Raw genomic sequence first — 25,472 nt, 5'->3', positions numbered from 1 at the left:
CCTGAACAGCTATGGCCGCGTACGCAGATTACGACTTCTACACCACCGTATATCTCGGCGCGGCCATAGCTGAGGATGCCTTCCCTGCACTGGCCCTGCGCGCATCAGAGCAAATCGATGCGCTCACCTTTGGGCGGGCGCCCAAGGTGCCTGAGACCGACCAGGCCACGCTAACCCTGCTGGGCAAAGCCTGCTGTGCAGCCGCTGAAGTTGAGCAGGCAGCGCAGCAGGCCGGCGGCGCGGTTGGCGTGCAGGCCGAGCGCCTGGGCAACTACTCCGTGACCTATGCGGCCGGCTCCGAAAAGCAGCTCAGCCTTGCCCAGCAAGTGGAGCAAGCGGTGAGCAAGTACCTGGCCGGCACCGGCTTGATGTTCCGTGGCTTCTACGAAGGCGAGTACGGCCGATGATCACCAACGCCGACCTGACGCTCTACAACAAATACATCGAAGAACGCAAGGAGCGGTTTCAGCGCGTGCAGCTGCTGGGCGTGATGTGGGAGAACCGCAAAGCACGCAACGTGCTGGCCAGCGGCGGCAACATCGCCGCAGACCAGGCCGCCATCTACATCCCGATGAGCATCCCTGGCTACCTGGCGCCCAAGGAGTGGCAGGCAGGCCAGGATGAATCGGGCGACGAAGATCTGGTGACGTGGACACTGCAGACTGGCGACTTTGTGGTGCGGGGCCTGGTGGATGACGAGTTGGACGATGATTTCGGCCCATCGGCGCTGAAGGCCAAGTACGACGACGTGCTGGCGATCAGTAGCGTGGACACGATGAAGGCTGGTGGTGAAGCTATGCACCACTGGCAGGTGGGTGCCAAATGAGCGGGCCGGTCATTCAGACGCCGCGGGGCGCCGTCTTCCACACGCCAAACGGGTCTGCACGCCTGATCTGGAACCCCGGCTTCAAGCCGGTTTGGCAAGGGCGCTACACCGGTGCGCAGCACTTCGTGGATAGCGAAGTCCTGCGAGGAACGGAGCCCTTCACGCCTTTACTCACTGGCACGCTGATCAAGACGGGCCAACTGGGCACTGAAGTCGGTAGCGGCCTGGTGCAGTGGATTGCCCTGTATGCACGCCGCCAGTACTACGCCAAGCGCAAGCCTGGCAGCCAAACTGGCCCCTTGCGTGGGCCCTACTGGTTCCACCGATGGAAGGCGGCTGACGGCGGGGCCACCGTGCGCAAAGCCCGGCGCCTGGCCGGCGGTGGTGTGCGATGACCATCATCGAAGCACTGCAGACGTGGATCGGCAGCTTTGATCTGCTTGCGGCCGAGGCCCCGTTGTTTGTGGATTACGTAGATGCCGGCACGCTGACGCAGTATGCCATCGTCCCGCTGCCTGGCCCGCCCATTGTGGAACGCTATCTGGATGGCAGTAGCACGCGCCAGTATGCGTTTGCAATCCAGTTTGCGGCACCCACCGCGGACGACCAGGCACGCCTGGCCAATAGCGGGTTCATGGAGTTTCTCAGCGATGAGTTTGAGCGCCGTACGGCGGATGGTGACCTGCCTGATCTTGGCGATCGCCGCACGGCAGAAGCCGTTGAAGCCGTGAATTCGGGCTTCCTGGCCCAGCAGGGCGAGAGCGACAGTGCAATTTACCAAATCAGTTGCCGGCTGGAGTACTTCCAACCGGCGATGACGAGCGACGAATCTGAGTAAGGAGAAATAGCTATGGCAAAAGTACGCCGAGATCAATTCCGCACTTTCATCGACACGACCCCCAAAGCGGGGTCTGCCACCTTCGCGCTGTTGGGCAAGGGGATTTCCGATTCTGCGGTGAACGCCAATCCGCAGACGGAGACCGAGCACTACATCAGCGACAAAGAGGCCACCACGGACACCAACAGCTACCAGCGTGCACTGCCGTTTGATGCTCGCCTGATCATGAGCGACGAGGCCCTAGCCTACCTCGAAGGCCTGTGGCGCGACGGCCCGCCGGTGCTGGATGATGCGGTGACCGAAATCGTGAACGTGTACACGTATCACGAAAAGGTGGAAGGCAAGTACCCGGCCACCAAGCACGAGGTTTCGATTGCCTATGACAACTTTGGTGGTGCCGGTGGTGCTGGGGTGCGGATGAGCGGGAACCTCAATTACCGCGGCGACCAGGTCAAGGGCTGGTTTGACCCCGTGGAGCTGGAGTTCACCGCGACCGAAGAGAGCGCATAAGTAGAGACAGTCAGCCCCCGTATGGAGCGCGGCTTGCCGCGCTCCATACGGGCAGGAGATAAACCGATGGATTCCATTCGAATTGATCAGCCCAACCTGAAGCGCATTCTCATCAATGAGGATGAGAGCAAGGTGCTTGAGTTTGACCCTAGCGATGTTGCTTTCATCGAGCGCTTTTACAAGGTTTTCAACGAGCTGAAGGCCAAGATCGAGTACTACCAGCAGCGCAACAACGATCTGGGCAGCCATGTAGCAACCGATGAGCTGGGGGTGCCCCTGAATGTGGGTGACCGGCTCAAACTGCTTAGTGAGGCGTGTGATTACATCCGCGGCCTGGTAGATGACCTGTTTGGTGCTGGTACCGCCCAGATGGTATTTGGCGACGCACGCAGCTTGCGCCAGTTCGAAATCTTTTTTGAGCAGCTCACGCCCTTCATTGAGAAACCCCGGGCCGAGAAGCTAAAGCCTTATGTGGTGCCTCGCCGCGGCGGCAAGAAGCAGAAGCGGAGCGGCAAATAAGCGTCAATCTGCTGGTCTCCGACTTCCCTGAAAGCATCACCCTGGGAGGGCGCGAGCTCGCCTTGAACACCGATTTCCGGGCCGCCCTTGGCGGCCTCTTGGCGTTTGAGGATCCTGAGCTGACAGCTAGCGAAAAGCAGGGCGTTTTGCTGAGCAATTTGTTCCCCGAGGTTGACTTTGGCGAGCTTACTCCGGCCGAGTTGATCGAGTTGCAGGAGCGGGTGAATTGGTACCTGAATGCCGGCCAGCCCGAGAGTGAGGACCATGCTGCGGATGGGCCGCGGGTGTACTCCTTCGGCAAAGACGGTGCCCTGATTTTTGCCGCCTTCCGGCAGACACATGGCATTGACTTGCAGGGCGCTGAGCTGCATTGGTGGAGTTTTCTGGCCCTATTCATGGATTTGGGCAACGAGACGGCGTTTAACCAGCTGGTCTCGTTGCGCAAGCGCGTGAAAACCGGCAAGGCCACCAAGGAGGAGCGCCAGGCAGCCAGCGAACTGGGGGCTCGGTTTGATTTGGAAGAGCTTGATGAGCGCACTCCTGACGAGCGGATGCAGGATGATGAATTCGACCGCTTGGTAGAGAAAGGGCGGCGCAAGCGTGAGCAAGCCAGCTGAGTATGACCAGGCGGTCATGGATGATCTGCTGGCCACGCCCGGCGTGCAGGAGCACGTGCAGCAGATGAAGCCTGAGGTGTTGGAAGCCTATATTGAGCTGCTCTTGCAGCCGCAAGGCTACCTGCCGAGCATTTATGAACAGCACCGCCAAACCCTTGAGCGTCGTAAGGAGCACGGCCTGTAATGCAGTACGACGGCTCTATTCGCATTGACACGCGCATTGATGAGCGCGGCTTCAACACGGGCGTGGCCTCGATGCAGAAGATCCTGCTGCGTATTGGGCGCCTTGTGGCAACCACTTTCGCCGTCGCGGCGATTGTGGCGTTTGGGCGCACCGCGGTGCAGGCAGCCAGCGAAACCGCTTCTGCGATGGTGGGCCTGCAGTCGGTGGCCGAGGGTGTGGGCACCAGTTTTGCAGACGCCCACGAGTTCATAAAAGACTTCACCGCGGATGGCCTGGTGCCGGCCACCAATGCCGTCAACGCGTACAAGAACCTTCTGCTGCGTGGCTATGACACCTCGCAGATCGAAGGTGTGCTTACGGCTCTCAAGGACAGCGCCGCCTTCGGCCGGCAGGGCCGGCTCTCGATGGGCGAAGCCATCGAATCGGCCAGTGAAGGCCTGAAGAACGAGAACTCCCTGCTGGTAGACAACGCCGGTGTCACCAAGAACGTGGCCAAGATGTGGCGTGACTACGCCGCCTCGATCGGCACCACCGTGGGTGCGCTGACCCAGCAGCAGAAGATCGATGCTGAATACCAGGGCATCCTGCAGGAGACCCGCTTCCAAACTGGCGATGCGGCCAAGCTAGCCGGCACCTACGCCGGCCAGCTATCGGCGCTGGGTGTGAGCTTCTACAACCTTAAGGTGGGGATCGGTAATGTCATCATCCCGATCGCCCAGCGGGTGATGCCGTACATCAAGGCGGCGATTGACTTGCTGACGGTGTTTGCAAACCGCCTGGCCAGCATTATGAGCATCCTGTTTGGCGTGGATATTGGCGCGGCGCGCCAGTCTATGGATGCGGTGGCCGATGCGAGCAATGCGGCGGCAGACGGCCAGGCCAACTTGGCCAAGCAGACCGAGAAGGCAGGCAAGGCTGCCAAGGGCGCCCTGGCACCGTTCGATGAGCTGAATGTATTGGAGCAGCCGGATACCAGCGGCACCGGCGATGCTGCGGGTGTTGGCGGGATGCCAGCGGCGGGGGCGGCCTCTCCGTTTGATTCGCAGGTCATTGACGAGCAGTTGGAAGAGCTCAAAGCCAAGGTCGAGGCCTGGAAGCAGAGCTTTTTGGCGGCAATTCAGCCCGTGACAGATGCCTTAGGTCGTCTTGGTGATGCCTTAAGCCCATTGAAAGATTTTGCGGCTCTAGCCTTGATTAATTTCTACAACGAATTCCTTGTTCCCGTCGGCACTTGGGTGCTGGGTGAAGGTTTACCACGGTTTGTTGATGCAATCGCTAATGGGCTTATGAAGGTGGACTGGGAGAACATCAATGCCTCACTTGTAAATCTGTGGGATTCGCTGGCGCCATTTGCAGTGAATGTGGGCGAAGGTTTGCTCTGGCTGTGGGAAAACGTTCTGGTGCCCTTCGGTACTTGGGTCTTGAATGATGCTGTCCCTGTGTTTCTTGATCTGCTGTCTGGTGCTATTGATGTACTCAACTCGGTGTTGGATGCCTTAGAGCCGCTGGGGAAATGGCTGTGGGAGGAGTTCCTGCAGCCGATCGCGGAGTGGAGCGGAGAAAAATTGTTGGAGGCATTGGGTTGGGTAACCGAGAAGTTGGAGGATTTTTCGGGTTGGATTGATGACAACCAAGGAACTGTTGAAACACTCGTCGTTGTCGTGGGTTCTCTCGCCGCTGGTTTCTGGCTCCTGTACGCGGCATTGCAGGCATATACCTTAATTACTGGCATTGCCACCGCTGTGTCTACAGGTTTTGCTGCGATCATGGCGATTGTTAGCAGCCCTATATTCCTGATAGGTTTAGCTATTGGCGCCATCATCGCTGTGATTGTTCTTCTTATTCGCCATTGGGATGAAGTTTCTAAGGCTACTGTGTTGGCTGTCGAGAATATCAAATACTCACTTAATCGCATTGGCCTTTGGTTCAAGGAAAATGTTTTCGAGCCAATATCTCGTGGCTTCAACACCCTGCTGGATAGCCTAAGTGTAGGCTGGCAGCGTACCTGGGACGGGATCAAGGGCTTCGTCAAGAACACCGTCAACGGCATCATCGATCTGATCAACGGCATGCTGCGGGCGGTGGCCGGCGGGCTGAACGCGGTGATCGGCGGCATGAATTCACTCAAAGTGAACATCCCCGACTGGGTGCCGAATTTTGGCGGCAAGAGCTTTGGGCTGAGCATTCCCACGGTGGGCGTGCCGCAAATCCCCCGCCTGGCCCGCGGCGCGGTGATCCCGCCGAACGCTGAGTTCCTGGCGGTGCTGGGCGACCAGCGCAACGGCAACAACATTGAGGCCCCGCAGGCGCTCCTGGAGCAAATGCTGGAGCGCGCCGTTGCCGGGGCCCAGGGCAGCCAGCAGGTGACGATCAACTTCACTGGCAGCATGGCTGAGCTGGTGCGGATCCTGAAGCCCAAGATCGACCAGGAGTATGTGCGCGCCGATAGTTCGCTGGTAAGCAGTGGAGGGGCGGCGTGATCGTAATCGACGGTGACACCTTCAATGTGCCTATTCTGCAGCTGACGGATACGCTCAACTTCTTGGACAAGTACGCTGAGCGCACAGTAGATGGCAACCTGCGGCGCGAGCTGATTGGAACCTTTCCTAAGGCACGGCTGATCTTCGCTTCGCCGACCACCTGGGAAGAGCGGGCTGAGTTTGGCCGACTGACGTCCAAGCTGCGTGAGCCGGTGGAGTTCCACACGGTCACCATCCCAGCTGAAGATGGCACCACCTTCACGTTCATCGCCTATGTGTCTGAGGTGACCCGGGAGCTCAAGCGCTGGACGCCCGCTGCCACTTGGTGGAAAGCCCTCAGTGTGACCTTTACCGCCCAGGGTCCGAAGGACAGGCCATGAGCACATCTCCGGTTATCCAAATGACGATCGGCGATGAAACGTTGGTCTTTGAAGGCCCGCAGGTGCGCACTGCTCATTTGGTAGTAGAAAGCAGCCCGATCAGCGACGAGCTGCCCGGCAGCTCCATTGAGTTCACCATCATCAGCACAGATGAAACATTCTCGATGTTCAACGCCGATCGGGTGAATTTGCTGGCTGAGCGGCTTCCCATCCTGGCGTACGAACGGGTAGACGGGAGTTTGAAATGGCTGGGCAAGTTCTACCTGGAAGATTGGTCCAACCTCAGCGAGCAGGAGATTCAGTTTCAGGCCATCGATCTGATCGGGGTGATGGAAGAGATGGCGTTCGAGGGCATCTTCTGGGCCAGCCCGGTCACGCTGGATACTGCCTTGCGCCAGGTGTTGGTGCCGGCTGATATCCCCTATGACCTGGACCCGAGCATCGCATCGAGAACCCTGAAGGGGTGGATTGCACCTGGAAGCTACCGCAGCGCGCTAAAGCAAATGCTATTTGCTGCCCGTGCCACGGTGAGTACTTTTGGGTCTGACAAGCTCACCATCCGCTCTGTCGCATTGCCCAACAAAATGCCCGATGTGATTTTGGCCGACGCGAGTGTGGCTGACAGCCGCAAACCGTCTTTGTTGCCTCTGGTGTATTCGGTCGAGCTGGTAAGCCACGACTACAAGGAGTCTGACGCGCCAGAAACGGTGTTCGATGGCATCCTGGGCGCTGGCACCCATAAGATCATTTTCGAGCGGCCTTACTACAACATCGAGATCATTGGCCCAGGCTTTGTTCCGGACACCTTGGTGAGCACTGAAGGCGATCGGATCGTAACGACCAGTGGAGACTGGATTGCGGTTGGCGGTAGTTTCCAGTTCGGCCCTAATTCCGTCACGCTCACGCTGAGCGAGGAAGCTGAGATCCTGATCACCGGCTACCCGTGGCAGGACCGGATGAAGTCGTTCCAGTTTGTTGAGGCAGATGCGGCCAGCTACGGGAACAAGAAAATGCTATCCATCCGAGAAGCCACTTTGGTTTCCGAGGATGCTGCCCAAGGCGTCTTGGATACCCTGCGCGACTACTACCGCCAGCGCTATCAGCAGGAGTATGAGGTGCTGCCCTCGGATGTGACGCCGGGCGCCAAAGTGCTGGTGAATACCTATTACCGCAAGAAGCTACTCACCCAAGTGCGGCGCATTGAATTTGATATGGCGGGTGGCTTCCTGGGGCGGGTACTGGCCCGCGGGATTGTGCCGCAGTATGTGCCGCCGATGGAGCACCCGTACCTGCGGCCACGGACAGGGGTGGCGGTCGCCGGCGCTAATTTGCTGCGCCAAAACATGTTTCGGGAGTATGCGTAATGGCAGATAAAACTTTGCAGCAGCTGGCCGACGACGGCCACAAAGTGAGCGTTCTTCCGCAGGCCGCTCTGTTGTATGCCGAAGATCCAACGGAACCCAACATGGTCAATCGCAGTAAGGTGATTGAGTTTGGGGATGTAGTCAAAACCAAATACAACATTCTTTTCCCCTTTGGGGATGGATACAGTGTTGTGCCCGTGGGCACAGTGGGCCAACTTCCAATGTGTATTCCCTCGGCCAGCACCATTATTGGTTGGACCATCCTTGCTTCTGGAGTTGGGTCTATCACTTTAGATGTCTGGCGAACAACCTACGGAAGCTATCCGCCAAACAGCTCCAATAGTATTACTGGTTCCCAGAAGCCAGCTTTGAGTGGCGCTAGCAAGAGCGCATCGGTTTCACTGTCCACTTGGACGACCGAGCTGAATGCGGGAGACATCCTTATGGCTTCCGCTGCCGCCGAGATATCAAATGTGAAGCTTTTGGGCTTGTATCTACACCTGGAGAGAAAGTAAATGGCTCTGTTGTTGAATGGCGCCAACCAATATGCCCAGATCATGGAGGGTCTTTTTAGCACAGAGCCTGTGTTGTGCATGGCATGGTTCAAATCAAGTAGCCAGACGGCCAACCAACGAATATTAACAATCTTCAACTCGTCCAATAACAGAGGTTTTGCTATGGGCATCGATGGGGCTGGCGGCGACAGGGTGAATGCCCTCAAGAGTAGCTCTACGGGAGCGCAGGATCAGGCAAACTCTAGCGCTGCCTACGTGGCGAACCAATGGCAACTTGGTATGGCTGAGTTCTTGAGCAGCACGAGCCGGAATGCGTTCTTGAATGGGGCTAGCAAGGGTGTCAACACCACTAGTGTGGGCGCCGCTTCCCCCAACCGCACCTACATAGGGCGGGGTTCTTCGGCCGATTTCTTTGTCGGTCAACTTGCCGAGCTTGCGATCTGGTTTGGCGAGATTCCTTCAGACGATCAGAAGATGGCAATGTACATGGATCAACTCTCTCCATTGTTCTTTCCTCAGGGTCTCCAGCACTACTGGCCCCTAATTGATAGTTATGCCGATGTGATTGGAGGGAAGTTTATTGATCCAATAGGCAGTCCAACTTTCGTAGAACACCCCGAAATTCACCGTCCGCGGCGGTTGGCAGCCAGGATTACAGGATTGTAGAGGCAAAAAATGGCTAAGCAATATGAACGCACAGATTGGGTAGATGATCTCCTTGTTGGCGATCCCCGCTACAACATCAGTGATGGGGAGGGGGAGCCGATCTATGAGGATGTGCAGATCAGTCTCGCCTCGTTGGTCGCGCATGCCGGCACCCCGGTCAACGCTGAGCACATGAACAACCTCGAGGATGGGGTTGACATGCTCGACACCATCGTCAATGAGGACGGCGTGCGCCGGTTGCAGGTAGATGGTGAAAGCGATCCGGTGACGCTCGAAATCGGCGAGGTGCAGGATGGGCAAGCGCTGGTGCGGCAGGGCGATACGATCGTGGGCGGCTCGGGGGGAGCAAGCCTGGCGCACATCTGGGTCGCAGGATAAAAAGGAGCAGAAAATGCCTGGTGTCAATTATGTAGCAAGCGGATCAGAAGATAAAGAAGTTGTTTTTACTGCCACTGGCAAGCCTCAGGTGCTTGGCTGGGTTCAGGTATCCAATGCTGGCCTGGGTGAAGCCTTGGTTGGCATCTATATTGCTGGCTCCTCAGCCACGCATGTACTAATCCCCCCTAAGGCATTTGATCCTGGAGAGAGCTTCCCTTTTCCTTGTGCGCCAACGCTCAATATCGGAGACGAAATTCAGGTTGACTGTGATCAGGCTGGCGTCACTTTCCATTTTTCGCTGGCCGAGAGCAAATAAGAATGCCGCGTCCTAAATTCCCCCTCCCGCTAAGTGAAGGTTTCCCTCTCCTTACCGATTACCCGCTATTGGGCGACTATCCCATCATCATCGGTCGAGGACTGGAAATACTTGCAGACGTTTTGCTCGTGGCCGGCGGTGGTGGGGGTGCTGGTGTTCGCGCTGCGAATGGGTATGCCGCTGGCGGCGGTGGCGGTGGGCAAGTGCTACTCCTCGAGAGTATGGCTTTGCTACCAGGAACGTACCCCGTGGTTGTTGGTAATGGTGGTGCCGGAGGTGCTGGTGCAGCAGATGCTACTGCACGGGGGGCAAAAGGAGGCAATACCTCATTCAACGGGTTCACCTCGGTTGGTGGCGGGGCAGGTATGCCTTACGGGGAAAACGGTGGAGCCGGTGGTCCGGGCGGCGGTGGCGGCGGGTCCATTACGACTGGCGGCGTTGGTACACCCGGCGGCAATGGAGGTAATGGTGCCCAGGGAACAAAATGGGCTGCTGGTGGTGGCGGCAGTAGCGCAGCCAATGGCGGCAATGCTACAGATACTCTGGCCGGCGCTGGCGCCAATGGGGTGAGCGTTTGGGGGGGAGATTATGGCGGTGGTGGCGGTGGTGGAAACGGTGGCGTTGGTGGCAATGCCGACGGTGCGGATGGCGGTTCTGGCGGTGGTGGAAGTGGCGGCAAATCAGCGAACAGTTATGTCGGGCAGCCAGGGCAGGCAAACACCGGTGGTGGCGGTGGTGGTGCTACGTCTACTAGCGCTGCCAAGAGCGGTGGTGCCGGCGGGAGCGGGATTGTGATTATCCGATACCCTGGGCCGCCTGTAGCAACTGGAGGTGCGATTACCGAGGACGGTGGATACACCTATCACGAGTTTACCGCTAGTGGTGATTTCATCTATTAAGAATAGGAGTTTTGAATATGGATATTTTGAACGGCAAAGGAATGTATTTGTGGATCAACAGCCGGGTAGAGGGTGGCGACCCGGAGCGCATCGCCCAGGTGGCCGCCGAGGCTGGCCTCACGCATGTGCTCATCAAAGTGGCGGATGGGCAGTACGCCTACAACATCGATCCTAAGACCGGCAAGGATAACGTGCCGGCCGTGGTCGATGCGTTGCGCGCCCGCGGCATCCAGGCGTGGGGTTGGCAGTACATCTACGGCCGCAACCCGGCCGCCGAAGCGGCGATGGCCATCCAACGCGTCAAGCAGTTCGGCCTGGATGGTTTCGTGGTCAATGCCGAGGTAGAGTTCAAGCAGAAGGGCATGGAAGCAGCGGCGCGCCAATACATGCAAGCGCTGCGCGCCGGCCTGCCCAGCACCCCGATCGGTTTCAGCAGCTATCGCTACCCCACGCTGCATCGCCCGCTGCCCTTCGAGACGTTCCTGGAGTACAGCGACATCAACATGCCGCAGGTGTACTGGGTGCAGGCCAGCAACCCGGCGGCGCAGTTGCGGCGTTCGGTGCGCGAGCACCAGGCGCTGAAGGTGTGGCGCCCGATCGTGCCCACCGGCTGCGCCTACCCGGATGGCGGCTGGGCGCCGACGGCTGGCCAGGTGACCGAGTTCCTACAGGCCTGCAAGGATCTGGGCCTCAGCGGCGCCAACTTCTGGGAGTGGTACTACGCCCGGCGGGATCTTGCGCTGTGGGCCGCGCTGAGCGCGTTTCCCTGGGCGCCGCCGGTGGTGGAGCCCGAAGCGGAGCCGATCGTAGATGATCCGGAGCCGGCGCCGGTGAAGGCGGAGACGCAGCCGTACGTCAGCCCGGAGGTGCTCAAGGACTGGCAGACCATGCGGGCAGCGGCTAGCCGCGGGTGAGGCTCTGATTTATCGCAGCGCAGTAAAGTGGACAGCAAAGAATGCCAACCCTCACCGTTGGCCTTCTTTGCTTTCTCCCAACAACTCATCGTCCCAGATTATGTCTGCCAGATAGCGGATGCCCGCGGCCTGCATGCGGTTCACGGTCTCTATACTGGCACCCATGTTGTAGGCAATTTCCTTAGTTGTAATATGCTCACTAAACCGCTGGAGCAGCACATTTGCGATGCTGGGCTGTAGTTGGCCCAGCTCGTAAATGTAGCTCTTCAGTAGCATGTTCAAGGTCAGGCGCGCTTCCACCACCCGCAGGCGGCGGTGCAAGCCACGCCTGCGAAAAACGGCCAAGCGGAAGAAGGGCTCGATGCCTTTGCGGCTGGGCGAGCCCCACTCCTTTAATGCAATGTGTATGTGTTTGTGTAATTGGCCTTTGCCACTTGCGACCCCCATCGTCTCCATCTTACGGCAGTTTTGCTAACTGCCGTGCTTCATTCGGCTTCCTCGTGCACATGCCTGGACACTGGGCGCGAGGTCTCCACGCCGAGGATGATCTTCTCCTTGGCTGAGCCGGCGCGTTCGATGGTGATGCGGATGGTGCCGAAGCCGGTGGTCTCTGCAATCCTGCGGTAGCCATCACGGATATCTTTCATGATGTTAGCGATGGCTTGCTCGGAGAGCTCGGGTGCAGGCAGTGTGCTCATCGTGCCTTCCCGCACATGCCTGGACACTGGGCGCGAGGTCTCCACGCCAAGGATGATCTTCTCCTTCGCTGAGCCGGCGCGCTCAATGGTGATGCGGATAGTGCCGAAACCGTTGGCTTCGGAAATCTGGCGGTAACCCTCGCGGATACGGGCTACGATGTTAGCGATCGTTTGCTCGGAGAGCTCGGGCACAGGAAGATTGCTCATCATCCCTTCATGCGGCTTCGCTTGGGCGGCGCACCGAGGTGCCACTTGCCGCAATGCGGGCATTGGTACGGCTCGACATAGTGATCGGGATGCTTGAAGTGGCGCACGCGCTTGGCGACGGCTTTGCTGGGAAATGCCTTCTTGCGTTCGCACTGATTCCAGCGGAAGGAGTTTTGCTGGAGCTGGCGGCGCTCTTGGCGGGACATCTTGCGGCCTTCGTAGCGCGTGCTCATTTACGCGCCCATCACGTGCACATCAAAGCTGAGCGCATCCAGGGCGCTCAGCCGCTTGGCGCTGTCGTTGTACTCGCCGCGGGTCATCAGGATGTGAAACTCGCCGCGTTCGTCAGCGTGTTGCGTGCGCAGAGCTCTCTGGCCAATTTCGGCCCGGCCGCCAAGCCAGTCGACCTCGATCACACGGGTGGCGTTGATGCTCACGCCGGCATCGCCCACCTTGCTGATCACGAAGGTGTCGTTATCCTGGATCACCTTATACTGCTTGGCAGTGGCACCGTGGACAAAGGGCACGCCCAGGCGCTTGGCGATGGTGTGGCCAACATCCAGGCGGTAGACGAAGATCATCGTCTTGCCCGCAGTGGGCTCGCCGACCAATTGCTCCACCATGTCCAGCTTTTCCTTCTGGCCATCTACGATCCAAACCTTCGTGTCGGCCGGCTCCCCAGACGGCCAGTCGGCGCCCACGGGCAAGCCGCACAGCGCCGGGATGATGTCCTCATTGCCATCCTCGCGCCAAGGCGTGGCGCTCAGGCCAATACGGGTAGCGGTGTGCATCTGGCTGGCCTTGATGCCCATGTTGGCGGGCATGTGCTGGATCTCATCGTAGATGACGAGGCTGTATTTCTTGTTGGGCACGCGCTTGTGCATCGCCTGGTAGGTCAGGAAATCCCACTCGTGCGCCATCTTGGGCGCCAGGAGCTTGATGCGCGCTTCCCACTGCTGGGCGATGGCACGGCGTGGCACCACCACGGCTTTGTGACCGGATACGGATGCGCCGGCGTAGATGCCAAAGAAGGTCTTGCCGCCACCGCCGGTAGCGAAGGCGCTTACGGCACTGTATTCAAGCCAGGTAGCAAAGTCACGCGCTTGCTTCTCGCGCAGCTGGATGCTGGTAAAGTCGGCCGGGTTGCGGCGCAGCTCAGCCGGGATGGGCTGCGGGCGGTACGGCAGCACGCCCTTACGCAGCAGGTCACGGATCACCTGCAGGCGCTGGGTCTCCGGCATCTTGAGCCGCTTGCCCTCGCGCTTGCTGAAGCGCTTGCCGCCGCCGAGGCTGGCCCAGACGTCGTTGGGCTTACCCTTGTCCACCACCAGCCAATCGCCCTCAATGTGCGCCGAAAATTCCGGCTGTGCCAGGTTGATCTCAGCGCGTAGCCAATCCGGCATCGGCGTGATGAGATCGATCATGCGGTTGATGGCGTAGACGGTGTACTCGCCCTCCACGCGCACAGGCCAGCCGGCCTTGAAGTCTACGAAGCGAGGCATGACCAGCTCCCAGCGATCCCCACGCAGCGGGCGTAGTAGATACGGCTTGGCCATGAAGCGATCGAAGGCTTCCGGGTCCAGCTTGGACAGGTCATATTTGCGACTGATGGCGTGGTAGTCGCTGCGGCGCTGAGCGGCCAGCTCCTCGAGGGCGCGCAGGTCAGCACTCAGCCCTTCGAAGTGCTCTTGGATGCGCTTAGTGACTTGCGTCATCGCTTGGCTCCAATTCTTTGACTTTACCGACTTCGCCCTCAATCACAAAGGAAACCAGCTCACACGTATCCCGAACACCCTCCAACTCTTGGATGCGGGCGCGGATGGCTTGAGCGGGAACAGGCCCGCTCACCACGCCATTGGTTCCAGGGTCGCAATAATGAGCAGAAGTAAGCACCTCTGCCTCTTTCAGCCCCTCGATGCGGCCAGCGGCGTAGGCACGCGAAAGTTGGCGTTCAAGATAGGCCACCATGCGCTCATTCACGGCAACATCGCCGCCACCACCCTCTCGCACGCCCAAACGAATGCCATCCTCTAGCTCGGCAGCCATTTTTGAGGCGTGCTCGCGAGCCAGCTTCTCTAGGTCAGTCATTGTGCCCATAATCCATTTCCGCAAAGTTTCGTTGTCCATCGCGTCCCGAAAATCGGGATGAGCGGCCAGCAATTCTCTTTGCTTTTGAGTGGCCAGCCCCATAATCTCGGCGCGTTCGTCCAGGTCAGTCATGGTTGCTCCTCACTTGCAACATCGCCCATCTGGCAATCCTGGCATTCATACTCGAGGCCATCACCGCCGCAAAGTGGGCAAGTTTCTAGCTCATCGAGGTCATCACTTCTGTGTCGGCCCAAGTATTGACCGCCAAAAGCTACGTACACATCACCCGAACCGCCACACTCCTCGCACAAAACACACGAGCACTCCATCACTCACCGCCTTTCTCGGATTGCAGCGTGACGGTGGCGGCTTCTTTGAGTACAGCGTCAATTGCATCAGCGCGCTCATGCGCACCTTTACGCCCAGCCAGACTGCTAACTTCGGCCATCTGGCGCAACAGGTTTCGTCCATCCTCAGCAGCAGCAATGAGATTGGCAATCACTTCATCCTTGCGCTTGTTCTCGGCGCGGGCGATTGCGTGAGCCTCGCCGCTAACACCATCAGGCATCGGCAACCCAAGAGCCTCAGACGAACGCGACAGCACGTTCATCCAGGCGCTGTCCGCGGCTTTTTCGGCAACGCACACGCCGATGGCTTGTTCGCGGATTGCGCGAATCTCGGAGCGGGCCGCGATGAGAGCGCGAAGCAGAAAGTTGGGCACGCCATCGCCCAGGTTGTTTCTGTTTGAAAAGCGATTGGCTATCTCGCGCTCATCAGCCGTCAATAGACTTAGGTCTTGTGTGCTCATCGCTTCCTCTCGATCAGCCCGGCGCCGATGAGCATCACACCCATCACAGGCACCACGCAGCAAAGAGCCGCAAATATCCAGCCCATACTTTCGCTCATGCTTCCTCCTCAAAATAGGCCGCCACCAATAGAGCATTGCGTTTCTCTTCTGCGTTGAGTGTGCGGTTGATGTAGTCGCGCTCGGCGGCCGTGGCCACCGGCACACAGACCCGCAGCTTGTCCTTGCTGCGGTCGCGCTTCCTGCGCAGCAAAGCGGCCAAAGCGTTGGTGAAGATGGGGGATGGAGCGCTCATGCCTTTGTTGCGATGCAACACGCCCAGGATGTAGTTAGGCGTCCAGCTCACCCGGCCGCCAGCGACAGCGCGTAGCTTTGGCGCAAGCCGTTTGCAGGCGGCCAGGTTGCCAACGTCTTCTGGATGCTTGTGCTGGCCTACGAGCAGGTCCAGCTGTTCGCGCCAGTTGTCCTCTGAGGTGGCTTTTTCAAGCCAAGTGGTGTCAGTAGTGGGGGATGGATTATTCATCTGATTTCGTGGCCTTCTTAGCGTTTCTTAGTGGGTTGTCAGTTTGGCTTGGCTGACCGATTTGCTCGAGTTTCCAGCCCGTATTGCGGCTAGGGGCCAGCGCTTCCACCCAGTGAAAGTAGGGATACACCTCAGCGGCGGCACGCAGCTTGGAGCGTGCATCGCGGTAGTTTGTCTGTCGGCGGCTGCCCTTGATCTCGACAAAGACCTGCTCACCGGTGGAGAGGATGTGCAGGAAGTCGGGCGTGTAACGGCCGCCCGGCACGCTGAAGCTCATTGGCTCATAGAGCGTGACCTCAACCGGCGTATGGAACAGCTCTGCGATCAGGATCTGACCCTCAGAAGCCCAGCGACGCTCGGCGCGGGAGCGATACTCGCGGCCGGCAAAATCTAGCAGGGCGCGGGCGGTGATGTGTTTGTTCATGCGGGCACCTCATCCCAGGTGCGTTGGCGCAGCAGGCGGCCGGCCGCACGCTTGCCGGCACGCAGCAACTCGTAGCCCGGCGCGAATACATCGGTCTCATCAGCGACGACCGCCGAGGCGGTGACTTGGGTGCTTTCGGGCAACTCGCGCAGCGGCACCCACTCGCCCCATTGCTTGAAGAAGAACGGCACGCCGGAGGCCTGGCACTGGTCGAGCAGGCTGTAGGCGTGGTCAGGGTGCATGGGCCTGGCGTTCGGCCCGCTCTCGCCGCCGGCGATGACCCAGTCGATCCTTCCGTTGCCCAGACCCCCAGTAAGGTGGCGGGCGAGATCAACTGAGTTCAGCAGAGGCTCGCAACTCAGGAATCGGCGCTCGGCAAGAAATAGTTTCTTTAGTTGAGGAATGCGCGTATCTGCTGTCTGCTGGTTTTCTACGCTTGTTCCAAACCAGACGTTCCTGGGGAAGTGGAAATAGCGCCATCGCATAGGCACCATGTGCAGAACGTTCTCCGGGCGCTTGGTGAGCAGCAGCCAGTCCAGGTGCGGGGTCTGCTCGATGAGCTCGAACAGGCGTGCCCGCGGCGCTACCAGGTCAGGGCGGTCTTCGAATACGTCGCACCAGCTGCCGCAGAACACGCGCCGGCGCACACCATCCGCGGCCGCTTTGAGGTTCCACTTCAGCGGCTGCTTCCAGTAGGTGTCGCTGGTCACCTGGCGCTGCGCGCCGGGACCCCAGCGGTGCTTGCCGTAGCGTAGGTTCTCGCGCTCAGCGTAGCAGTGCTTGCAGCCGGCCGAGACCTTGGTGCAGCCCATCCAGGGGTTGAAGGTGTGATGGCACCATTCGATGCCCGTGCGCTCAGCCATACCCTAGGCCCCCGCCAAAAGAAACAGGGCAAACGGGATAGATAAGATGCACAGGAATACAGTAAGCGTTATGGCTACCAGTAGCGCCAGCACACCACACGCAAAGGCCGCCTGAGGATCGGGTGCCTGGCTGCTCATGCTGGCACCAGCTCATCATCGCCCGAAGGCAGCGGCTCATCTGTGGGCGGGAATGGCGGGAGCAACGGCTTACTGCTGGCAGCGGCTTTGCGCAGCAGGTTGGCCAAGCGACGTTTAGCGTTGTCGCTGTCGTGAAAGTTGGTGAGCGACTTCATGAACTTGCTGGCTTCGCGGTCGTAGTCCATTTACGCATCCCCCTTAGAGGCGCTGATGACTAAGCCGCCTTCAGTGGTTTCAAAATTCACATCATCAAGGCCGATCCTTCCCATGCCAGCTGTGAATTCTTCCTTGACGGACTCAACCTTGCCTTTGCGGGCAACGCCGGGCATTTGCACTTGGCGAGCGTCCTCAAAGGTTGAACTTCCGAGATGGGCAGTCGGATACCAAAGGCCATACTCCTGCAGGTTGCTGGAGAACGCCTGAATGTCAGGCGCAACCATCTTGTAGACGGTGATGCCTTTCTTCTCGTCGTAGTCTGCTTGCACATGGCAGAGGGCGAAGTCAACCAGCGCTTCGCGTTGGTGGCGGTCGAGAACGTTCCACTTGTTGGCGGCCAGCTCGACCAGCAGGTCGTAGTCGAGGCCAAAGGCGGGTGCCCAGGCGGGCGGCTTGTAGGCCTTGGCCCAGACTTCACGGCCTTTGACCACGGCGGCCTCATCGCGCATGAGCACGCCGATGCGCAATTCATCAAGACCGTGTTTCTCGGCCAGGCGTTCGACCAAGCCGACTGCTTCATTTGGGGCAGGTGAAAATTCAGTTGCCATCTTGTTCCTCCGGTTGTTGCGATTGGGTTTCAAGCAGATCAAAAAGAGTAGGCGCGAGCTTTTGCGTCTCAATGTCCTGCATGTAACGCAGGCCGTACTTGTAGTAATCAGGGTTGAGTTCGGTGCCAAAGCCACGCCGGCCATTCTTCACGGCGCAGTAAGGGACAGTGAAAAGGCCAGCAAACGGATCCGCCACCAAGTCGCCGGCGTTGCTGTAGCGCTCAATCAGGCGTTCAACAATGTCAAAGGGCAGCGGGCAAACGTGGTTCTCAAGCCGCTTGCGGCTTTGCTCGGCGTTGAGGCCGCGCATGAAGTTGACGTCTGTCCACACCCGATCGCTGGGCGATTCAACGGCATTCATCAGGAAGGACTTGGACAGAGCATTCTTGCGCTCCAGCCTGTCCATCTCGCCCACGTGCGCCTGGTAGTCGTACCAGGCCTCGGCTTCCCACGGCTGCAGCAGCCGGTCACCGTTCGAGCGCCAGAAAGAATGAGCATCCAGCTGCCAGCGGCCAATGCTGTAGGCGTCCTTGCTCTTGACCACCGGCACGTCGGCGTAAGCGTCTGAGTTGTCAGAAGGGGGCTTGCGGAACAGCAGCACATACTCCGGCAGGCCGACGCCCATCTTGGTGCCGTCCTTGCACATCTCGGTGTAGCCAAGGCGGTAGGTGCTGTTGTTCTCGCGCACCACGTCGGTGACGACGGTGATGCGGCCCTGGTACAGAAAGCCGTGCTTCTGGAAGGCGGCCACGGTCTTGTCGCTGAACGGGTTGACGAACAGGAAGCCCTCGCCCTGCCAGCCGTACATGATGCGGTCTTTGACATGGATGCAGGCCATCCGGCCGGGCTGCAGCGATCGGTACATCTCTGGGATGAGGAAGTCCATCTGCTTGAAGAAGGTGGCGTCATCCTCGTTGTGGCCGAAGTCATTCAGGCTGGCGACGTACTCGTAGTGATTGCCAAAGGGGATGCTGGTCAGCCACAAGCCGATGGAGCTATCCGGCAGGTTACGGCTCTCCTCCACGCAGTCGTTGTTGATGGCTGTGAATAGCTGGCCATCGTGCTGCTGCCGGGCAACGCCCAGCGATCGGGATGCGGTGGAGCGCAGCGCTTCCTCGCTCAAGCCATGCTCGCGGATGATGGCGCTCATGCGGGCGGTCAGCTCGTCGTGCTGGCGCCATTTGCGCTTGAGCACGTCCACTACTCCATCCTCGCTCTCGGCGTAGATGATGTGGATATCTACGGGCTGGGTTTGCTGAAAGCGATGCGTGCGGTGCACGGCCTGAATGAAGTCTTGGAAGCGGTAGTCAACGCCCAGGAAGATGTTGGAGTGGCAATGGCGCTGGAAGTTGCATCCGGATCCGGCGATCTCTGGCTTCGTGGCCAGCACCGGAATACGGCCGTGCGAGAAGTCGAGGATGTGCTGCTCACGGGTTTCCAGATCCTGCGAACCGTAGACCGTGACCGCCGCGGGGATGTGCTCCTCAATGGCGGAGCGCTCAGCCTCCAGATGGTGCCAGATCAGCCAATGCGTATCCTGGCCGTTTTGAGACATGATTTCCTGCGCCTTGGCCAGGCGAGCGCTCAGCGTGGCGCGCTTCTCTTCGCTGGCCTCTCGCACGCCGCCGGCCGCATCCAGCAGCAGCCGGTGCTGGCCGAAGCTGTCGGTCTGGCCGAAAGCGCGGGAGTGGTCTACCGGAATGCGGTGCCAATGCACACGCATTTCAGGCAGGTCGTAGCCCTCATCTGAGTGGCCGAGGTCACTGGGCTTGTTGATGAACAAGGCCCAGCTGGCCACCCAGGTCCAGAATTCCTTTTCGAGGTGCGGGTGAACCGTGAGGTCGCCGGCTTTGTCGGGATTGCGCTTGAACCAGCGCGTCAGCGCCTGGCCACGGTCCATGTGGCCGAGGAAGTCAGCATAGTTGATGATCTCGTTGTAGTTGTTCGGGCTTGGGGTGGCCGTGGCCACATAGCGGAACGGGATGTCCTTGCAGGCACGCTCAAAGACGGCGTAGGTGTCGCTGCCCAGGGAGCGCAGCACACTGCCTTCGTCGAGCGAGATGCCGGTGAACTGCGCCGGCGTGATGTGGCCTTCACGGATGCGCTCGTAGTTGGTTACCAGGAAGGGCGTGTCAGCCGCTTCAACCTCGGCATCTGTAGCCACGTACTTGAACGGCACACCCAGGCGGGGTCCGTCTTCGTCGATGAATTGATGGCGCACGCCCAGCGGGGTCACCACCAAGAACTTACCGCCGTGCTCTTCTACGATGATGCGGGCGGCTTCTACTTGGGCATGGGTCTTGCCAAGCCCAAAGCTGGCCGCCAGCAGCCCGCGGCCGATACGCAGCATCCAACGGATGGCGTCTGCCTGGTGAGGCAAAGTGCTGTGGTGCAGGCGAGATGCAGGCACATCAATGCCTGTCCACTCGACCACAGCCACTTTGGCTTTCAGGAAGTCGGTGTATTGATCGGTCATCGCAAGCGCTCTATGTAGTCAGGGGCGAACACGCCGTTGGCGGCATTGCGTTGTTGCAGACCGTGGTCGACTTCGTCGATGGCTTCGTTGGCAGCGTCACGGATGCGCTGCAGCTCAGTCAGGGCGAGCACAGGGTCAGACTTGGCCCAGAACTTGCGCAGGCTGGTGATGGCGTTCAAAGCCAGTTGGGTGATTGCTTTCATGTGTCCTCTTAGTGCTCGATGAAGTCGGCGAATTCGCCGTTCACGTACTTCTGGCGAGCCTCTTCAGAATTGGGGTCTATTTCCGGGGGGTCATTGCGAAGCATGGTCACCAGAAGGCCCACGCCAGGTGAGCCTTTCTTCTGCCAGCGGGCAATATCGGCCTTGATCTGGTCGGGGGTTTTGGTGAGGTCGCGCGCTAAGCGGGAGCGTTCCGGCTCAGTTACGGCTGACAAGACTTCGTATCTCGCGCTCTCTACTGCATTACTGAATACAGCAACAGCTTCTAAACCTTGTTGGTTTTGTTGTTCTGCTGTTGTTGTATTAACTGCAGCCTCCCAAAAGGGAAAACTGTCCGGAATTCCGGACTCAGTCCGAAACTCTGGACTGGCAAAACTTGTCCGGATTATTGGACTGGGGAGGAAATGGATGCGCAGCTTGCCACCCCCGACGCTCTCTGAACGCAGCCAGCCGAGCTCGGTCATTGCTTTGAGGTGGGTATAGAACGCACTGCGCCCGAGATCGAGGAAAGACAGCAGCTCACCAAGGTCGAGGGCAGGCGTGTGCTTATAGTTGTTGACCCAGGCCAGGCCGCGCAACTCGTCATAGGTCTGTTTGACCGGTGCGGAGGCGCGTGGGTCACGGCTGTATTTGATTGCAGCGGGCACGTTGACGTATTGCGGAGGGATGCGAATGCTCACTCAGCCCCCTGGTCAAGAAGGGTCAGCTGCATCAATTCCGGATGCTGGACGCGGAGGTCTATGAGCGTATCGATCACATGGCGAATGTGCACATCCAGCTCTGGCTTGTATTCAGCCACCAGAGCAGACTCCCCATTGACCTTGAGTAGCTGGCACCAAGTGCCGCTTGCAGGGAACATGAGCCGCACCTGGTCCATCTCACCCATAAAAAACAGGCGCGGGCTAGTTTCCTGCGTCCACCCGATAATGAGGCCGTTGAGTGTGCCGATTGGGCGGCCAGGTATGCTCGCCACTTCGTAGCGGTCGCTCACGCCTGAGCTCCTTCTTGCTGCGCCGCCAGGTTGAGCGCCACGGCGTCGCGATAGCAGGCGTAGATGTCGGCATAGGCTGGGCTGACCGCCGCATTTGCAGCAGCATCAATAATGTGCCAGCCACCGATCGTGGCCTCGATCCGGTAGCGTGCTCTCACTCGTCCTCCGGCGAAACCCACACGATGCGGTGGTCGCGCAGAATGCCGCGAAGGGGAATGCGCACGATGGCCTGTTCTTGGATTGTCTGCGCCAGGACAGTTCCGCGGGAGATGCCGGGTGTGGTGGTGATTAGCCCCTCAGCCGCCATTTTGTGCAGGTAGCACCTCGTCACACAGGTTGACGAGATGCCAGCCGCCTTAGCAAACTCGCGGATGCTTGGCGGGGGAAGCCCCTTTGACTGGTTGTGGCGCAAAAGCTGCAAGATGGCCTGCTTGCGCTTATGAACACGCTCAGGGTTTGGGCTTTTGCCAGTCATCGCAACAATCCCAGGGCCAAGGCCATATAGCAGACGACGAACAGTAATGCGCCAATGAAGTAGATGTGTGCTTTCTTGGCGCCGATAGGGCGTAGTTGGCTGTCTTGCTTTTCTTGCTCCATATCGTCCTCGTGGTGTAGTGGGCGGTTGATCATGCTGAGGCCAGCAGGTCTTCCATGCGGATTTGATCGGGGGATTGCAGCCCCGCATGTGTTTCTTGGTTGCGCACGCGGCGCGCGATGTTGGCGATACGCATCTTGTCTTTGGCCAGGTGGGCGCGTAGTTCGGCCTCGTCTTTGGCGGCGAAGTAGCCCGATTTCAGCGAGCCACAGATCCAGCAACCGCGCTCTTCGTTGCGCAGCTCCTCAAGCATGTCGCGCATCTTGCGGTCGCTGACATTGGCACCCAGGCGCAGGCATAGCTCCTCTTTGAGAACAGAGCGCTTGATGCGGTTCTCGTGACCGAGGTGCTCCGCCAGGATGAGCAGCAAGAAGTGTTTGATGCTGTCGTTGAGGTTCTTGGCAGCCATGCGATGCCCCTTCCCACTTGGCCGGCGGCCGCCAGGTGCCGCCAGCCTGCATTTGGTGTCGGTGGTGATCCAGGCGCCTGGCCGCCTGGTTTACGCAGGATCTAGCGGCCTGCGTAAAAGTGGGATGGGCTGGATTTGAACCAGCAACCTGACGCTTATCTGGCGCCTGCTCTATCCGGTTGAGCTACCATCCCGATGTGCTCGTCTCTCCGAGCCGTCACGCCACTGCTTGCGCTTCCTGGCAGGTGTCGCCTTCACAAAAGGTTTTTGTAGCGCGGGGTGGATTTGAACCACCGGCCTCCAGGTTATGAGCCTGGCGAGCTGCCGCTGCTCTACCGCGCTGTGCCCTGGCTGGCATTGGCTCAGCCAGGGGTCAACCGAAGGAGAAAGAAGAAACTGCGCTGAGCGCTTGCCACGAACGCCCATCCAGCGACACGAGGTGAGGGGGGCACCCCGCGCCGCTGGATCGACATTCGTGTGCACAGACGCCCAGATCAGCCCTGCAACAGGTGAGGGGGGGCACCCGCTGCAGGAGCTGACTTGGATGTCTGTAACGAAATAAAAAAGACACCTAGTCAGGTGTCTCAGTTGTTTCTGGTTATTTTTAGAGTGAGTCTGTCAAGGTCGAACTCTAAGCCCTTGGTCGTGAGTTCGAATCTCACTCTCGCCACAAAAAATCCCCGTAGCTACGGGGATTTTTGTTTACCCCCACGCCGGCTGCATTGCTCCTGCCCTGATCAACTATCTATGTAAAATAGGCGCCATGCTTCACATTGACGCGCAAACCGCGCGCCGCTACATTCTCGGTAAGCAAGGCCTGTGGCCGGGGCGCCGCTGGCAGGGCGCCCGCGGCACACAGCAGGCCATGCGTGCCATGGAGTATCTGCAGCTCGATCCGCTGCAGATCATCGCCCGCAGCCAGGATATCAAGCTGCACGGCCGCGTGCTGGAGTACCGCCCGGGTGACTGGGAGCGCCCCACCTACCAGCAGCGCAAATTCTTCGATTGGGGCGGCTGGTTGGCCGTGCGCCCGATGGATGAGCTGCCGTACTGGCGCGTGGTCATGCGGCGCGAGCGCGAGGAAGCGCAACGCCTGCGCAGCAGCGCACACGAGCACGCCGCGGCCATCGCCGAGATGCGCCAACTGCTGCGCCAGCGCGGCACGCTGAGCAATCGTGATTTCAAGATGGCCGAGCGCCAGCGCACCGAAAGCTACCGTGGCCGCAAAGACAGCGCGGTGGCGCTGTACTACCTTTGGCGCACCGGCGAAGTGATGACCCATCATCGCGAGAACTTCGAGCGCGTCTATGCCCTCACGGAAGCCGTGGCGCCCGCCGAGCTGATCTATGAGGCCAGCGATGCGGATACCGACCGTTTCCTTTTCCTCAAAGAGGTGCGCTTCAACGGCCTGACGCGCCTCAACCGCACCGCCGATGTGTTCTTTCGTGGCGTGCCCACGGAGAAGGCTCAGCAGATCGTTGGCGATATGCTGGCCAAGGGGGAGCTGATTGAAGTGCAAGTGGAGGGCTGGAAGCATATCTACTGTGCTGTGGGCCGCGACCGCAAGCTTTTGCAAACCCTGGCTGCCGGGCGCGTGCCCACGGCCTGGGCGCCGCGCGGCCCCAGCACCCAGGAGGAAGTGACCTTCCTGGCGCCGCTGGAACCCGTCAGTGCCCGCGGCCGCGCCAAACTCTTATTTGACTTTGATTATGTGTGGGAGGTGTACAAGCCGGAGCCGCAGCGCAAATATGGCTACTACACCTTGCCGATCTTGTGGGGCGATCAGTTGGTGGGGCGCTTTGACAGCAAGCTGGATCGTAGCGCCAACCGCTATCACATTCTTGGCTTATGGCTCGAGAACGAAGCATTGGCGCAGAATGCAGACTTTGGCGATGCCCTGGCGCAGGGCTTTGCCCGCTTCGTGCGCTTTTTGGGCGCGGGCGGGCTGGATGCCAGCCGCGTGCAGTCGCCGCGGCTGCGCAAGCGCTTGGCTGCCCGCGGCTAGTACAAGGTAGGTTAAACATGGTGGGCAAGCAAATGAAATTCGCAATATGGCTACGTTGGGGGTTCTCATTGGCAGTGCTGGCGCTGGCCGGGCAGTTAGGCTGGTTTCTACGCGCTGGCCGCCCGATCTTTACGCACAATCGTGTCGATCGTGAGGTAGTGGAAGCACGCGTGCCAGCCGGGCCGGTGCGCATTGGCCGCCAGGAGAACAACCGGCGCGTGGGCCAGTTGGCACTGCAGCCACAGGAAGTGTGGCTGCCCACGTTTTGGATCACGCGCACGCCGATCACCAATGCTCAATATGCCCTGTGCGTGGAGGCGGGTGTCTGTGACCTGCCGCTGCGCCAGGAGCGCAACCCGCATTACTATGATCCTGCCTACGCGGATCACCCGGTGGTCTTCGTCTCCTGGTATGCCGCTGAAACCTATTGCGAATGGCTCGGCGGGCGCTTGCCCAGCGAAGCAGAATGGGAAAAGGCCGCCCGCGGGGCAGACGAGCGCACGTATGCCTGGGGCGAAGAAGACCCTGAGTGGTTTGGTACAGTGAACATCAATAACGCCCACGAAGGCACCATCGCGGTGGGTAGCAAACCGCGCAACGCCAGCCCTTACGGTGTGCTGGATATGGGCGGCAATGTGCGCGAGTGGGTGGCCGATTGGTACTTCGAGGATGGCTTGGAAGGTGCCGATGCCACGGCCAAAGTATTGCGCGGCGCCTCATGGTTTGACCCCGGCAAGTTTGCGATGGCGTTCAGCCGCCTATACCATGTGCCCAACTCGCCGGGGCAAAATCGCGGCTTTCGCTGCGCCTTTGACTAAGCCTAAAGCTGCCCGCATACGGCATAATTTGCCGATACTCT

The 25,472-nt window shown here is 59.4% G+C and carries 38 protein-coding genes and 2 tRNA genes; 20 read left to right on the top strand and 20 right to left on the bottom strand.

The window, feature by feature from the left end:
• Positions 1 to 11 precede the first annotated feature (11 nt).
• The 18 genes from KF821_01900 to KF821_01815 all read left to right on the top strand — a co-directional run bounded on the left by KF821_01900 (position 12) and on the right by KF821_01815 (position 11,406).
• Complete coding sequence (locus KF821_01900) at positions 12 to 407, top strand: hypothetical protein (GenBank protein ID MBX3004563.1); 396 nt, start codon at positions 12 to 14, stop codon at positions 405 to 407.
• Positions 404 to 826: a hypothetical protein gene (locus KF821_01895; protein ID MBX3004562.1), complete on the top strand. Its 423-nt coding sequence runs from the start codon at positions 404 to 406 to the stop codon at positions 824 to 826. Before KF821_01900 ends, KF821_01895 begins: the two co-directional genes overlap by 4 nt.
• On the top strand, positions 823 to 1,221 hold the full coding sequence (locus KF821_01890) for a hypothetical protein (protein ID MBX3004561.1): 399 nt from the start codon (positions 823 to 825) through the stop codon (positions 1,219 to 1,221). Before KF821_01895 ends, KF821_01890 begins: the two co-directional genes overlap by 4 nt.
• A complete protein-coding gene (locus KF821_01885) occupies positions 1,218 to 1,664 on the top strand; it encodes a hypothetical protein (GenBank protein ID MBX3004560.1) in 447 nt (148 codons plus the stop codon). Before KF821_01890 ends, KF821_01885 begins: the two co-directional genes overlap by 4 nt.
• Before the next feature lie 12 nt (positions 1,665 to 1,676).
• Positions 1,677 to 2,174 carry a hypothetical protein gene (locus KF821_01880; protein MBX3004559.1) on the top strand — a complete coding sequence of 166 codons (498 nt, stop codon included), beginning with the start codon at positions 1,677 to 1,679 and terminating at the stop codon, positions 2,172 to 2,174.
• Between the two features lie 66 nt (positions 2,175 to 2,240).
• Positions 2,241 to 2,693, top strand: coding sequence for a hypothetical protein (locus KF821_01875; GenBank protein ID MBX3004558.1), 453 nt, complete (start codon positions 2,241 to 2,243; stop codon positions 2,691 to 2,693).
• Positions 2,690 to 3,310 (top strand): hypothetical protein, encoded by a 621-nt coding sequence (locus tag KF821_01870; protein ID MBX3004557.1) that lies wholly within the window; start codon positions 2,690 to 2,692, stop codon positions 3,308 to 3,310. The genes KF821_01875 and KF821_01870 overlap by 4 nt, the downstream gene beginning before the upstream one ends.
• Entirely contained in the window at positions 3,294 to 3,494 is a 201-nt protein-coding gene (locus KF821_01865) for a hypothetical protein (GenBank protein MBX3004556.1), read from the top strand. The genes KF821_01870 and KF821_01865 overlap by 17 nt, the downstream gene beginning before the upstream one ends.
• Positions 3,494 to 5,974, top strand: coding sequence for a hypothetical protein (locus tag KF821_01860; protein MBX3004555.1), 2,481 nt, complete (start codon positions 3,494 to 3,496; stop codon positions 5,972 to 5,974). The genes KF821_01865 and KF821_01860 overlap by 1 nt, the downstream gene beginning before the upstream one ends.
• On the top strand, positions 5,971 to 6,354 hold the full coding sequence (locus KF821_01855; GenBank protein MBX3004554.1) for a hypothetical protein: 384 nt from the start codon (positions 5,971 to 5,973) through the stop codon (positions 6,352 to 6,354). The genes KF821_01860 and KF821_01855 overlap by 4 nt, the downstream gene beginning before the upstream one ends.
• The gene (locus KF821_01850; GenBank protein MBX3004553.1) at positions 6,351 to 7,718 is read left to right on the top strand and encodes a hypothetical protein; all 1,368 of its coding nucleotides are present in this window, start codon (positions 6,351 to 6,353) and stop codon (positions 7,716 to 7,718) included. Before KF821_01855 ends, KF821_01850 begins: the two co-directional genes overlap by 4 nt.
• Positions 7,718 to 8,233 carry a hypothetical protein gene (locus KF821_01845; protein ID MBX3004552.1) on the top strand — a complete coding sequence of 172 codons (516 nt, stop codon included), beginning with the start codon at positions 7,718 to 7,720 and terminating at the stop codon, positions 8,231 to 8,233. The genes KF821_01850 and KF821_01845 overlap by 1 nt, the downstream gene beginning before the upstream one ends.
• Positions 8,234 to 8,899: a LamG domain-containing protein gene (locus tag KF821_01840; GenBank protein MBX3004551.1), complete on the top strand. Its 666-nt coding sequence runs from the start codon at positions 8,234 to 8,236 to the stop codon at positions 8,897 to 8,899.
• Between the two features lie 9 nt (positions 8,900 to 8,908).
• Positions 8,909 to 9,277 (top strand): hypothetical protein, encoded by a 369-nt coding sequence (locus KF821_01835; protein MBX3004550.1) that lies wholly within the window; start codon positions 8,909 to 8,911, stop codon positions 9,275 to 9,277.
• Positions 9,278 to 9,290: 13 nt separating this feature from the next.
• Positions 9,291 to 9,593, top strand: a complete 303-nt coding sequence (locus KF821_01830; GenBank protein ID MBX3004549.1) for a hypothetical protein — start codon at positions 9,291 to 9,293, stop codon at positions 9,591 to 9,593.
• Positions 9,594 to 9,704: 111 nt separating this feature from the next.
• Positions 9,705 to 10,163, top strand: a complete 459-nt coding sequence (locus tag KF821_01825) for a hypothetical protein (protein MBX3004548.1) — start codon at positions 9,705 to 9,707, stop codon at positions 10,161 to 10,163.
• Positions 10,164 to 10,181: 18 nt separating this feature from the next.
• Positions 10,182 to 10,388, top strand: coding sequence for a hypothetical protein (locus tag KF821_01820; GenBank protein MBX3004547.1), 207 nt, complete (start codon positions 10,182 to 10,184; stop codon positions 10,386 to 10,388).
• Positions 10,389 to 10,509: 121 nt separating this feature from the next.
• Positions 10,510 to 11,406, top strand: a complete 897-nt coding sequence (locus KF821_01815) for a hypothetical protein (GenBank protein ID MBX3004546.1) — start codon at positions 10,510 to 10,512, stop codon at positions 11,404 to 11,406.
• A gap of 51 nt (positions 11,407 to 11,457) precedes the next feature.
• On the opposite strand, the gene KF821_01810 is transcribed toward KF821_01815, so the two are convergent.
• From KF821_01810 to KF821_01715, 20 genes are all read right to left on the bottom strand, one after another.
• Positions 11,458 to 11,853, bottom strand: coding sequence for a hypothetical protein (locus tag KF821_01810; protein MBX3004545.1), 396 nt, complete (start codon positions 11,851 to 11,853; stop codon positions 11,458 to 11,460).
• Positions 11,854 to 11,891: 38 nt separating this feature from the next.
• Positions 11,892 to 12,311 (bottom strand): hypothetical protein, encoded by a 420-nt coding sequence (locus KF821_01805; protein MBX3004544.1) that lies wholly within the window; start codon positions 12,309 to 12,311, stop codon positions 11,892 to 11,894.
• Positions 12,311 to 12,544 carry a hypothetical protein gene (locus KF821_01800; GenBank protein MBX3004543.1) on the bottom strand — a complete coding sequence of 78 codons (234 nt, stop codon included), beginning with the start codon at positions 12,542 to 12,544 and terminating at the stop codon, positions 12,311 to 12,313. Before KF821_01800 ends, KF821_01805 begins: the two co-directional genes overlap by 1 nt.
• Positions 12,545 to 14,026, bottom strand: coding sequence for a hypothetical protein (locus tag KF821_01795; GenBank protein ID MBX3004542.1), 1,482 nt, complete (start codon positions 14,024 to 14,026; stop codon positions 12,545 to 12,547).
• A complete protein-coding gene (locus KF821_01790) occupies positions 14,010 to 14,531 on the bottom strand; it encodes a hypothetical protein (protein ID MBX3004541.1) in 522 nt (173 codons plus the stop codon). Before KF821_01790 ends, KF821_01795 begins: the two co-directional genes overlap by 17 nt.
• A 196-nt stretch (positions 14,532 to 14,727) precedes the next feature.
• Positions 14,728 to 15,207 carry a hypothetical protein gene (locus tag KF821_01785; GenBank protein ID MBX3004540.1) on the bottom strand — a complete coding sequence of 160 codons (480 nt, stop codon included), beginning with the start codon at positions 15,205 to 15,207 and terminating at the stop codon, positions 14,728 to 14,730.
• A 94-nt stretch (positions 15,208 to 15,301) separates the two neighbouring features.
• The gene (locus KF821_01780; GenBank protein MBX3004539.1) at positions 15,302 to 15,727 is read right to left on the bottom strand and encodes a hypothetical protein; all 426 of its coding nucleotides are present in this window, start codon (positions 15,725 to 15,727) and stop codon (positions 15,302 to 15,304) included.
• Positions 15,720 to 16,151, bottom strand: a complete 432-nt coding sequence (locus tag KF821_01775) for a hypothetical protein (GenBank protein MBX3004538.1) — start codon at positions 16,149 to 16,151, stop codon at positions 15,720 to 15,722. Before KF821_01775 ends, KF821_01780 begins: the two co-directional genes overlap by 8 nt.
• Positions 16,148 to 17,014, bottom strand: coding sequence for a phage Gp37/Gp68 family protein (locus tag KF821_01770; protein MBX3004537.1), 867 nt, complete (start codon positions 17,012 to 17,014; stop codon positions 16,148 to 16,150). The genes KF821_01775 and KF821_01770 overlap by 4 nt, the downstream gene beginning before the upstream one ends.
• Positions 17,015 to 17,148: 134 nt before the next feature.
• A complete protein-coding gene (locus KF821_01765; GenBank protein MBX3004536.1) occupies positions 17,149 to 17,337 on the bottom strand; it encodes a hypothetical protein in 189 nt (62 codons plus the stop codon).
• A complete protein-coding gene (locus tag KF821_01760) occupies positions 17,338 to 17,916 on the bottom strand; it encodes a hypothetical protein (protein ID MBX3004535.1) in 579 nt (192 codons plus the stop codon).
• Entirely contained in the window at positions 17,906 to 20,392 is a 2,487-nt protein-coding gene (locus KF821_01755) for a hypothetical protein (protein ID MBX3004534.1), read from the bottom strand. The genes KF821_01760 and KF821_01755 overlap by 11 nt, the downstream gene beginning before the upstream one ends.
• Positions 20,389 to 20,595, bottom strand: coding sequence for a hypothetical protein (locus KF821_01750; protein ID MBX3004533.1), 207 nt, complete (start codon positions 20,593 to 20,595; stop codon positions 20,389 to 20,391). The genes KF821_01755 and KF821_01750 overlap by 4 nt, the downstream gene beginning before the upstream one ends.
• A gap of 8 nt (positions 20,596 to 20,603) precedes the next feature.
• Positions 20,604 to 21,293, bottom strand: coding sequence for a hypothetical protein (locus KF821_01745; GenBank protein ID MBX3004532.1), 690 nt, complete (start codon positions 21,291 to 21,293; stop codon positions 20,604 to 20,606).
• Entirely contained in the window at positions 21,290 to 21,604 is a 315-nt protein-coding gene (locus tag KF821_01740; protein MBX3004531.1) for a hypothetical protein, read from the bottom strand. The genes KF821_01745 and KF821_01740 overlap by 4 nt, the downstream gene beginning before the upstream one ends.
• Entirely contained in the window at positions 21,601 to 21,762 is a 162-nt protein-coding gene (locus KF821_01735; GenBank protein MBX3004530.1) for a hypothetical protein, read from the bottom strand. Before KF821_01735 ends, KF821_01740 begins: the two co-directional genes overlap by 4 nt.
• Positions 21,759 to 22,079: a hypothetical protein gene (locus KF821_01730; protein ID MBX3004529.1), complete on the bottom strand. Its 321-nt coding sequence runs from the start codon at positions 22,077 to 22,079 to the stop codon at positions 21,759 to 21,761. The genes KF821_01735 and KF821_01730 overlap by 4 nt, the downstream gene beginning before the upstream one ends.
• A 151-nt stretch (positions 22,080 to 22,230) precedes the next feature.
• Complete coding sequence (locus KF821_01725) at positions 22,231 to 22,608, bottom strand: hypothetical protein (GenBank protein MBX3004528.1); 378 nt, start codon at positions 22,606 to 22,608, stop codon at positions 22,231 to 22,233.
• 120 nt (positions 22,609 to 22,728) lie between these two features.
• Positions 22,729 to 22,802 (bottom strand) — tRNA-Ile (locus tag KF821_01720).
• 76 nt (positions 22,803 to 22,878) lie between these two features.
• Positions 22,879 to 22,950, bottom strand: a tRNA-Met gene (locus KF821_01715).
• A 421-nt stretch (positions 22,951 to 23,371) separates the two neighbouring features.
• On the opposite strand from KF821_01715, the gene KF821_01710 reads away from it, so the two are divergent.
• Both KF821_01710 and KF821_01705 read left to right on the top strand, forming a co-directional pair.
• The gene (locus tag KF821_01710; protein MBX3004527.1) at positions 23,372 to 24,613 is read left to right on the top strand and encodes a YcaQ family DNA glycosylase; all 1,242 of its coding nucleotides are present in this window, start codon (positions 23,372 to 23,374) and stop codon (positions 24,611 to 24,613) included.
• A 32-nt stretch (positions 24,614 to 24,645) separates the two neighbouring features.
• Complete coding sequence (locus KF821_01705) at positions 24,646 to 25,431, top strand: formylglycine-generating enzyme family protein (GenBank protein ID MBX3004526.1); 786 nt, start codon at positions 24,646 to 24,648, stop codon at positions 25,429 to 25,431.
• Positions 25,432 to 25,472 lie beyond the last annotated feature (41 nt).

Source organism: Anaerolineales bacterium, from assembly GCA_019637755.1.
Taxonomy (GTDB): Bacteria; Chloroflexota; Anaerolineae; order Anaerolineales; family UBA11579; genus JAMCZK01.
Note: the sequence above shows the minus strand (reverse complement) of the source record. Positions and strands in the feature narration are given on the sequence as shown.